Genomic DNA, 8,333 nt, shown 5'->3' on the forward strand with positions numbered 1-8,333 from the left:
ACGACGCGGGCCTGCGCGGTGCTCGGGTTGCTGGCGCGCGGCGTGCTCGGGGTGGCCTGGCTGGGGTTCATCACCTCCAGCCTAGTTGTCGCCCCCGGTGGTCGCCGGGTCGTCGTGGTCGGGCTCCACCGGACCGGCCGCGTGGGCCAGCCGCCCCGCGATCGCCGCGAGATGCCCGCGCAGCGAGTCCGGGGACTCCACGACGAACGGCCCGGGCAGTCGACCCAGGTACCAGGCCAGCTCGTCGAGCTCCGGGGCGCCGGTCTCCAGGCGGCAGGCCGGTCCGTCGGGGTGGTCGGCGGACCGCAGCTCCGTCACCGTGCCGTACGTGGGCGGGAAGCACTCGAGCACCTCCTCGGCGGGGGCGTGGACCACGACGCTCGCGAGATGCTCGTACGGCGCGGCGGTCACCGAGTGCTGGACGTGGGTGGCCGGGTCGGGCACGTCCGGCCGCGGGGTGAAACGCCAGCGACTGCGGTGCACCGCCCGGATACGGTCCAGTCGGAAGGTCCGCCAGTCCGCGCGCTCGAGATCGTAGGACAGCAGGTACCAGCGTCGGCCCAGCACGACGATCCGGTAGGGCTCGACCCGGCGTTCGGTGTCGCGGCCGGCGCGGTCACGGTAGTCCAGCCTCACCTGCTCGCTCCCCCGCACCGCGTGTCCGAGCTCCATGAGCAGCTCCGGCTCGACGGGGGTGTCGGTGCCGGGGACGGCCACCATCGACTCGCTGACGTCGGCGACCTTCTCCCGCAGCCGTCCCGGCATGACCTGGTCGAGCTTGGTCAGGGCGCCCAGTGCGTGCTCGCCGACGCCGGCCACGGCTCCCCCGGCCGCCAACCGCAGGGCGATCGCCACGGCCACGGCCTCGCGGTCGTCCAGCAGCAACGGCGGCAGCCGCCGGCCCGATCCCAGCCAATACCCGCCGCCCGCGCCGCGTTCGGACTCGACCGGGTAGCCCAGGTCGCGCAGTCGGTCCACGTCCCGCCGCACCGAGCGGGTGGTGACCCCGAGCTCGGCCGCGAGTTCGGGCCCGGTCCACACGGTGCGCCGCTGCAGCAGGTCGAGCAGCCCCAGCACCCGCTGGGTCGTGGGCATCTTGTCCTCGGTCACGTCGTCCACTCTCGCACCGGCAGAGGACCAGATCTGTCCTGATCACCTGAGAGTCTGCTGTCGGACCGCGAGAGAGCCGCCCGACCGTCGGCCGACCGCCCCCACCACCGGGAGACCACCATGACCACAGCCCGCACCATCGACTGGACCGACCAGCTCGCCGACCAACTCGAATACCACTGGACCGGCCACCTCCGGCCTCGCCTGGAGGGACTGACCGACGCCGAGTACCACTTCTCCCCCGCACCCGATGATCGGACCTGGGGCGTGCGCCCCCGGGGCACCGGTTCCGCGGACGTGCAGGCCGGGAGTGGCGACTTCACGATCGACTTCGCCTATCCCGAACCGCGGCCCGCACCGCTGACGACCATCGCGTGGCGGATCGGCCACGTGGTCGTGGGAGTGCTCGGGGCCCGGTGGCACGACCACTTCGGCGGACCGCCCCACGACTACATGACCCACGAGTTCGCCGGTGACGCCGTGGGCGGACTCGCCCAGCTCGACCGCACCTACGCGGGCTGGATGGAGGGGGTCCGGGGGCTCGACGACGACGCCCTCGCCGCGCCCGTCGGGGAGGCCGAGGGCCACTGGTCCGCCGCCCCCATGGCCACCCTCGTCCTGCACATCCACCGCGAGGTCATCCACCACGGCGCGGAGCTGTGCCTGCTCCGCGACCTGTACGCCCACACCCGTTGATCCGGTCGACCCGTCTGACCCGTCTGACCCGTCTGACCCGTCTGATCCGGACGACCCGTCGGCACCCGCCGACACCACACCATCCCCGACCCACCACCGAGGAGTTCGCCATGCCACTGTTCGCCGCCACCCACACCACCGAGCGCGACACCCTGCTCGAATGGATCGACGACGCTCTCGTCAACGCCCGCTCGATCGTCCACGGTCTCACCGGCGACCAACTGCGGGCGCGGCCGGTCCCGTCGAGTGAGCTGACGCTCGGCTGGCTGATCCTGCACATGTCAGGTGGCCGAGGACTGGCTGGGCCGGGCGGCCGCCGCGCCCGACCCCCTGGAGACGGGACGCTCGCTACCGGAGACCTTCGAGTGGGCCGAGGCCGTCAACCGGGTCGATCCCGACGCGACCGCCGAGGAGATCCTCGCCGAGTACGACCGTCGGTGCGCCGCGGGACTCGCCCATCTCCGAGCCGCCGACCTGGACGCGCGGGTCCCCGTCCCCACCGAGATGCCGTGGTTCCCGTCGGACCTGGCGCCGTTCAACGGCCGCTGGGTCGCACAGCACGTGCTGACCGAGATCAACCGGCACAGCGGGCACGCCGACCTCCTGCGCGAGGCGCTCGACGGGCGCACGATGTACGACCTGATCGCGGAGGACCAGAGCATCGACATGTCCTACATCGGTGCCTGGTTCGCCGCCCACCCGGAGGTCCCGGCGCCGGCGTGGTGAGTCGGCGCCGGCGTGGTGAGTCGGGTGGGCGCGGGGACGGACCGGCCACGCGGCGTGACCGCGGGTCAGTCCTCCTCGTCCCAGCCGGCGAACGTCGCGAACTTGTCCTCGATCATCCCGGCGACTTCGCCCGGGTCGGGCACGAGTCCCGCGTCGGTGGCGATGCCCACCGAGACCGTGCCGTTGTAGCTGAAGATGCAGATTCCGAAGGCCTGGTCGCCGCTCATCGGAACCCAGCCGAGTATCCCCTCGACAGGAGTGCCGGCGATCCGCACCGTGGAGACCGGCCCGGGGACCGACGTGAGCTGGCCGACGGTCTTGTTGGCGAGCAGGTCGACGACCGCGTGCGCCACCGGGCCGGGAGTGACCGCGACGCCGAGCATGGTGGCGAAGTTGACGTGTGGTTCGAACGAGTAGCGCACCCGGGACATGGACGTGGCGATCGCGTCGATGAGCTCGTCGGCGTCGTCGATCCCCAGCGGCAGGCGCATGAGGATGATCGTGAGGTGGTTGCCCAGTTCCTCCGGCAGTTCGTCAGCCACCGGCTCGATGGACATCGGCACCATGAGGTTGATGTCCGAGACCCGACGATCGCCGTGGGTGTCGAGGTACTCGGTGAGCGCCCTGGACACCGCCGCGAGCATCACGGTGGTGACCGTGGTGTCGTGCGCCTTCGCCACCCTCTTGATCGCCGCGAGGTCCAGCCCGGCGATCCAGGAGACCTTCTTCCGGGCGTGGGCGTGGCCACTCCACGACAGCTCGGGCGATCTGGGTTCGAACAGCAGCCGGAAGGTCGAACGGTAGGTGTTATTCGTCCTGTTGGTGGGGTCGATGGTGTCGGCCAGGGATTCCACGACGCGCGTGGGCACCCTGGTGACCCCGCGGCCCGGGGCCACCACGGCCCTGACCAGCCGCGTGAGGGTCCACGGGAACGTGACCGTGGCGCCGGCGAGACCGCGGGCGATACCGACCGAGTCCCTGACCATCCCCACCCCGGCGCGGCCGACCGTCCGGAGGATCCCGTCTCCGCCAGGGGAGAGGGGCCGGCCCACCCGGGGCAGCGGGATGTCGTCATCGCTGTCGCACAGACCCAGGACCAACTGGGTCAGCCGGACGCCGTCGACCATCGCGTGCTGGACCCGGAACAGGACCAGCGCACCCTCCCGCCCGGCCTCGTCGCCGTGGCCGTGGCCGTGGCTGTGGCCGTGGCCGTGGTAGCCCTCGAGGAACTCGGCACGCCACAAGGGGCGGTCGTCAGGGAGCTGGATGCTCATCTGCTCGGAGACGTACGCCTCGGCCTCGGCCCGCCCGCCCGGCGCGGGGAGCCGCCCGCGGATCAGGTGGTGGGAGAGGTCGAAGTCGGGATCGTCCTCCCAGTACCACCGCCTGCCCTCGCGAACCGGGACCCGGCGGAACACCGGGTGGGGTTCGACCATCCGCGACGCGATCGCCTCGGAGACCGCGTCCCAGTCGGGGATCTCCGAGAACCACACCAACGACGTGATGTACATGAGGTTGTCGGGGCGGTCCATGTGCAACCACAACTGATCCCGCAGCGGAATCCTGACCCTCGTCCGCTCCCCCATCGTCCCCGACCCTTCCCCCCAGCCGCGATCGACCACCGAGCCATCTGCGCTCCACTCCAGGCTAGAACAGGTGTGACCGACATCACGGGGGTTCTCCCGGTTCGCCACGCCTACCGGGGACCACTCGCCGGCCCGGTGAGGAGAGGCGCGGCGACGGCAGTCCTCAGGCCGGGGCCTCCCAGCCGTCGAAGGTCGCGAACTGACCCTCGATCATCTCGGCGACCCGGCCCGGGTCCGGCACGAGCTCGGCATCGGTGGCGATCCCCACGGACACCGTGCCGTCATAGCTGAAGATGCAGATCCCGAGCGCCTGGTCGCCACTCATCGGCACCCACCCGAGCATGCCCTCGACCGGGGTTCCCGCGAGCCGCACCTCGGAGACCGGACCGGGTACCGAGGTGAGCTGGCCGACGGTCTTGTTGGCGAACAGGTCGACCACCGCGTGCTGCACCGCGGTGGGGGTGACGGCCACGCCGAGCATGGTGGCGAAGGTGATGTGTGGCTCGAACGAGTAACGCACCCGGGTCATGGACGTGGTGATGGCCTCGATGAGTTCGTCCGCGTCGTCGATCCCCAGCGGCAGTCGCATGAGGATGAGAGTGATGTGGTTGCCCAGCTCCTCCGGGAGGTCGTCGGTGCTCGGTGTCAGCGAGACCGGCACCATGAGGTTGATGTCGGAGACCCGTCGGTCACCGCGGTCGTCGAGGTACCGGGTGAGCGCCTTGGACACCGCGGCGATCATCACCGAGGTGACGGTGGTGTCGTGCGCCGCCGCCACCCTCTTGACGGCCGCGAGGTCCACCCCGGTGACCCAGGAGACCTTCTTCCGGGCGTGGGCGTGGCCACTCCACGACAGCTCGGGGGAACGGGGTTCGAACAGCAGGCGGAAGACCGAGCGGTAGGTGTTGGTCGTCATGTTGGTGGGATCGATGGTGTCGGCGAGGGATTCCACGACACGCGTGGGCACCCGGGACAGCTCCCCGCCCGGGGCCACCACGTCCCTGGTCAGTCGCGCCATCGTCACGGGGAATCTGATCGTGGCGCCCGCGAGGCCGCGGGCGATGCCGAGCGTGTCCTTGGCCAGCCCTGCCCCGGCCTGGCCCACCGCGCCCAGGACACCGCCGCCCGATGAGGACAGCTCCCGACCCACGTTGGGCAGCGGGTCGTCGTCGTCGCGGTCGCACAACCCCAGGACCAGCTGGGTCAAACGGATCCCGTCGACCATCCCGTGCTGGACGCGGAACAGCAGGAGCGCCCCCTCCCGGTCGCCACCGTGACCGTGGTAGCCCTCGATGAACTCGGCGCGCCAGATGGGGCGGTCGTCGGGGAGTTGCAGCCCCATCTGCTCGGCGACGTGCGCCTCCGCCTCGGCGCGCCCGCCCGGCGAGGGAAGGCGCCGTCGGACCAGATGGCGGGAGATGTCGAAGTCGGGATCGTCCTGCCAGTACCACCGTCGGCCCCGTCGCACCGGGACCCGGCGGAACACCGGGTGGGGTTCGACCATCCGCGACGCGATCGCCTCGGTGACCGCGTCCCAGTCGGGGACCTCGGCGAACCACATCACCGAGTTGATGTACATGAGATTGTCCGGGCGGTCCATCATCAGCCACAGCTGGTCCCGCAGTGGAATCCGGACTCTCGTCTCCGTCATCGTCCCCGGCCCCTCTCGCCCGCCCCGCTCACCGTCATGTACTCGCCGCCCCAGGCTAGAGCAGCTGTGACCGGGATCACGTCACTCCCCCCGAGACGGCGGGACAATGGCGAGATGCGCACCATCCACACACCGGACGATCCCCCGGCCAAGGGCTTGTACGCCCTGCTCACGGCATCGGTCACTCCCCGGCCCATCGCCTGGGTCTCGAGCGTCTCCGCCGACGGGGTGTCGAACCTCGCGCCGTATTCGTTCTTCACCGTGGCCTGCGCCGACCCCGCGATCCTCTCGGTCACCTCGATCGGCCGCAAGGACACGTACCGCAACGTGGTCGAGACCGGGGAGTTCGTGGTGAACATCGGCACCGAGTCGCTGATGGAGCTCATCAACGCCACCTCGGCCCCGGTCGGCCCGGAGGTCGACGAGTTCGTCCTCTCCGGCCTGACCGCCGAGCCCTCCGAGGTGGTGTCGGCGCCGCGAGTGGCCGAGGCGCCGATCGCGTTCGAGTGCGTGCGCCATGACGTGATCGACCTCGGCACCAGTGCGATGCTCCTGGGCCGCGTAGTGAGCGTGGCGATCTCCGGTGATGTCCTGGCGGACGACGGGCTCCCCGACTTCGACGCACTGCTCCCGCCCTCCCGGCTGGGCCGCCACCAGTGGGGACTGGCGCCGCGGACGAGGGAGCTGCCCAGGCCGAGGAAGTAGGCGGAGTCGAGACCCGCCGCCAGCCCCGGCCCTCGGTTCGCGGCGACCTGCAGGCGCTCCCGCGCCTGACGTCTCGCTCGCGCGCCTGTGCGACTCCTCGGTAACCGCCCGCCGCCACGGCGTCTTGCGTGCGCATCGGTGCGCGCTGGACGCCATGCCGGCGGGCGCCTGTGCCGCCTGCCACCGGAGCGGTCCGTCGACCCATCCCGAAAGCCCGGCCCGGCAGTCGCGGAGCCCGGCCATGCAGTCGCGGCAACGCTCTCCACACCCCGCGCCCCTCCACAGCCGGGACGGATCACGCAGTCCGACGCCGCAGAAGCTGGGCCGGCGGAGCCGATACTGCGTGTCCATGAGCACAGACCGACCTCGCCCACCCGTCATCACCTCGTCCGAACTACTCGCCCGGGGTTACAGCCGCCGAGCGCGGGAGCACGCAGAGCGCACCGGACAGCTCTACCGTCTCCGTCACGGTGTCTACGTGCCCGCCGCCGACCTGCCCACAGGTCCCGACGAGGCCGAAGCCATCCTCGAGATGCGCTCGCGCGCCTCGGCGAGGTTCATCAGCCCCGGCACGGTGATGTCGCATACTTCCGCGCTCGTGCTGCACGGTCTGCCCGCCCAGGATCTGGACACCCGGCGGGTCACCACGACCAGGCACCGGCCGGGCAGCGGGAGCAGGCGGGGCGAGAGCGCGATCTGCCACAGTCTGGATCTCGGTGATGCCGTGACGGAACTCGATGGCATCCCGGTCACGACTCCGGCGCGGACGATCGTCGACGTGGCGCGGACGAGCCCGTTCACCGGTGCTGTCTGCGCTGCAGACCAAGCCCTGCGACATTCTCTGTGCACCCGGGCCGAACTGGCGGCCGAACTCGACGCCGCCGCCGGGAGAGTCGGCATCGCGCGGGCCCGCGCGGTGGTGGCATTCGCGGACCCGGGTGCCCACTCGGTGCTCGAGTCACTGAGCCGGGTCGCCATCACCCGCGCCGGACTCCCCATGCCCCGGCTCCAACACGAGTTCGTCCTCCCGGACGGGTCGCGGACCTTCGTCGACATGTACTGGAAGGAATGGGGACTCGTCGGGGAGGCGGACGGGTCGGGGAAGTACGGGATCGACGACGGCGAGGCGGGCGTCCGCCGGAAGCTACGCAATGAGAAGAATCGCCAGAACGAGATCGAAGCGCTGGGCAACATCTTCAGGAGATGGCAATGGGAGGACTACCGGCGTGGCCGGATCGTGCCCCTCATCCGCGAGGCGATGAGACTTCAGGAGTCACTCGGCCGGGGGCCGCGCCGCGTGGCGTGAGGGCGGCTGCAGTACGCGTACCGTCGCCGACTCGGGGAGGATCGCCGGCCACGACACTCGCCAGTCCGTGCAGCCGCTGATGCGCCTGGCGTCTCGCGCACGCGTCTGGCGTCTTGCTCGCGCGCGTGTCCACCTCTTCCGCAGCCGCCCGCCGCGAGGGCGTCCCGCCTGCGCATCGGTGTGCGCCAGACGCCATAGCGGCAGGCGGCTGCGTGGGACACGCGCAGGAGTTGCAACCGCAGGAGTGGCAACCGCAGGGGTGGTAGCCGCGGGGGTGGTGGCTCAGAGCAGATCGTGGCAACGGCGGATCCGGTCCAGCCACCAGTCCCGCCGGTCGGGGCAGGCCCGTAGACCCTCCAGCCGCGCCGGGTCCGGGGCCACCGCCACCACCGGGAGACACCCGTCCACCAGCGAGAACACGCCCGGCTCGACCACGTCCTCCACGAAGAACCCGCCTGTGCCCAGCCCGGCGGCGGGGATCTCGTCGTCGCCCCCCGGTCTGTCGCCCCCCGGTCGGTCGCCCCCCGGTCCGTCACCCGCCGCACCGTCACCC

The 8,333-nt window shown here is 71.2% G+C and carries 7 protein-coding genes and 1 pseudogene; 4 read left to right on the forward strand and 4 right to left on the reverse strand.

Going from position 1 to position 8,333, the window contains the following annotated elements:
- Positions 1–81: 81 nt before the first annotated feature.
- On the reverse strand, positions 82–1,095 hold the full coding sequence (locus tag G6031_RS14485; RefSeq protein WP_187702311.1) for a YafY family protein: 1,014 nt from the start codon (positions 1,093–1,095) through the stop codon (positions 82–84).
- Positions 1,096–1,248: 153 nt separating this feature from the next.
- On the opposite strand from G6031_RS14485, the gene G6031_RS14490 reads away from it, so the two are divergent.
- Both G6031_RS14490 and G6031_RS14495 read left to right on the forward strand, forming a co-directional pair.
- Complete coding sequence (locus tag G6031_RS14490; protein WP_179525969.1) at positions 1,249–1,806, forward strand: DinB family protein; 558 nt, start codon at positions 1,249–1,251, stop codon at positions 1,804–1,806.
- Between the two features lie 285 nt (positions 1,807–2,091).
- On the forward strand, positions 2,092–2,532 hold the full coding sequence (locus tag G6031_RS14495) for a DUF664 domain-containing protein (RefSeq protein ID WP_347238506.1): 441 nt from the start codon (positions 2,092–2,094) through the stop codon (positions 2,530–2,532).
- Positions 2,533–2,597: 65 nt separating this feature from the next.
- On the opposite strand, the gene G6031_RS14500 is transcribed toward G6031_RS14495, so the two are convergent.
- The gene (locus G6031_RS14500) at positions 2,598–4,118 is read right to left on the reverse strand and encodes a WS/DGAT domain-containing protein (protein WP_182653622.1); all 1,521 of its coding nucleotides are present in this window, start codon (positions 4,116–4,118) and stop codon (positions 2,598–2,600) included.
- A 163-nt stretch (positions 4,119–4,281) separates the two neighbouring features.
- Positions 4,282–5,769 carry a WS/DGAT domain-containing protein gene (locus G6031_RS14505; RefSeq protein ID WP_241737362.1) on the reverse strand — a complete coding sequence of 496 codons (1,488 nt, stop codon included), beginning with the start codon at positions 5,767–5,769 and terminating at the stop codon, positions 4,282–4,284.
- A gap of 114 nt (positions 5,770–5,883) precedes the next feature.
- Between G6031_RS14505 and G6031_RS14510 the strand changes: the two genes are divergently transcribed.
- On the forward strand, positions 5,884–6,474 hold the full coding sequence (locus G6031_RS14510; protein ID WP_182617832.1) for a flavin reductase family protein: 591 nt from the start codon (positions 5,884–5,886) through the stop codon (positions 6,472–6,474).
- A 349-nt stretch (positions 6,475–6,823) separates the two neighbouring features.
- Entirely contained in the window at positions 6,824–7,780 is a 957-nt protein-coding gene (locus G6031_RS14515; RefSeq protein WP_179523196.1) for a hypothetical protein, read from the forward strand.
- A gap of 282 nt (positions 7,781–8,062) precedes the next feature.
- Here G6031_RS14515 and G6031_RS14520 read toward each other — a convergent pair.
- Positions 8,063–8,333 (reverse strand): annotated as a pseudogene (locus tag G6031_RS14520) (O-succinylbenzoate synthase); the annotation flags it as partial.

Source organism: Dietzia sp. CQ4 (genome assembly GCF_014145125.1).
Classification (GTDB): domain Bacteria; phylum Actinomycetota; class Actinomycetes; order Mycobacteriales; family Mycobacteriaceae; genus Dietzia; species Dietzia natronolimnaea.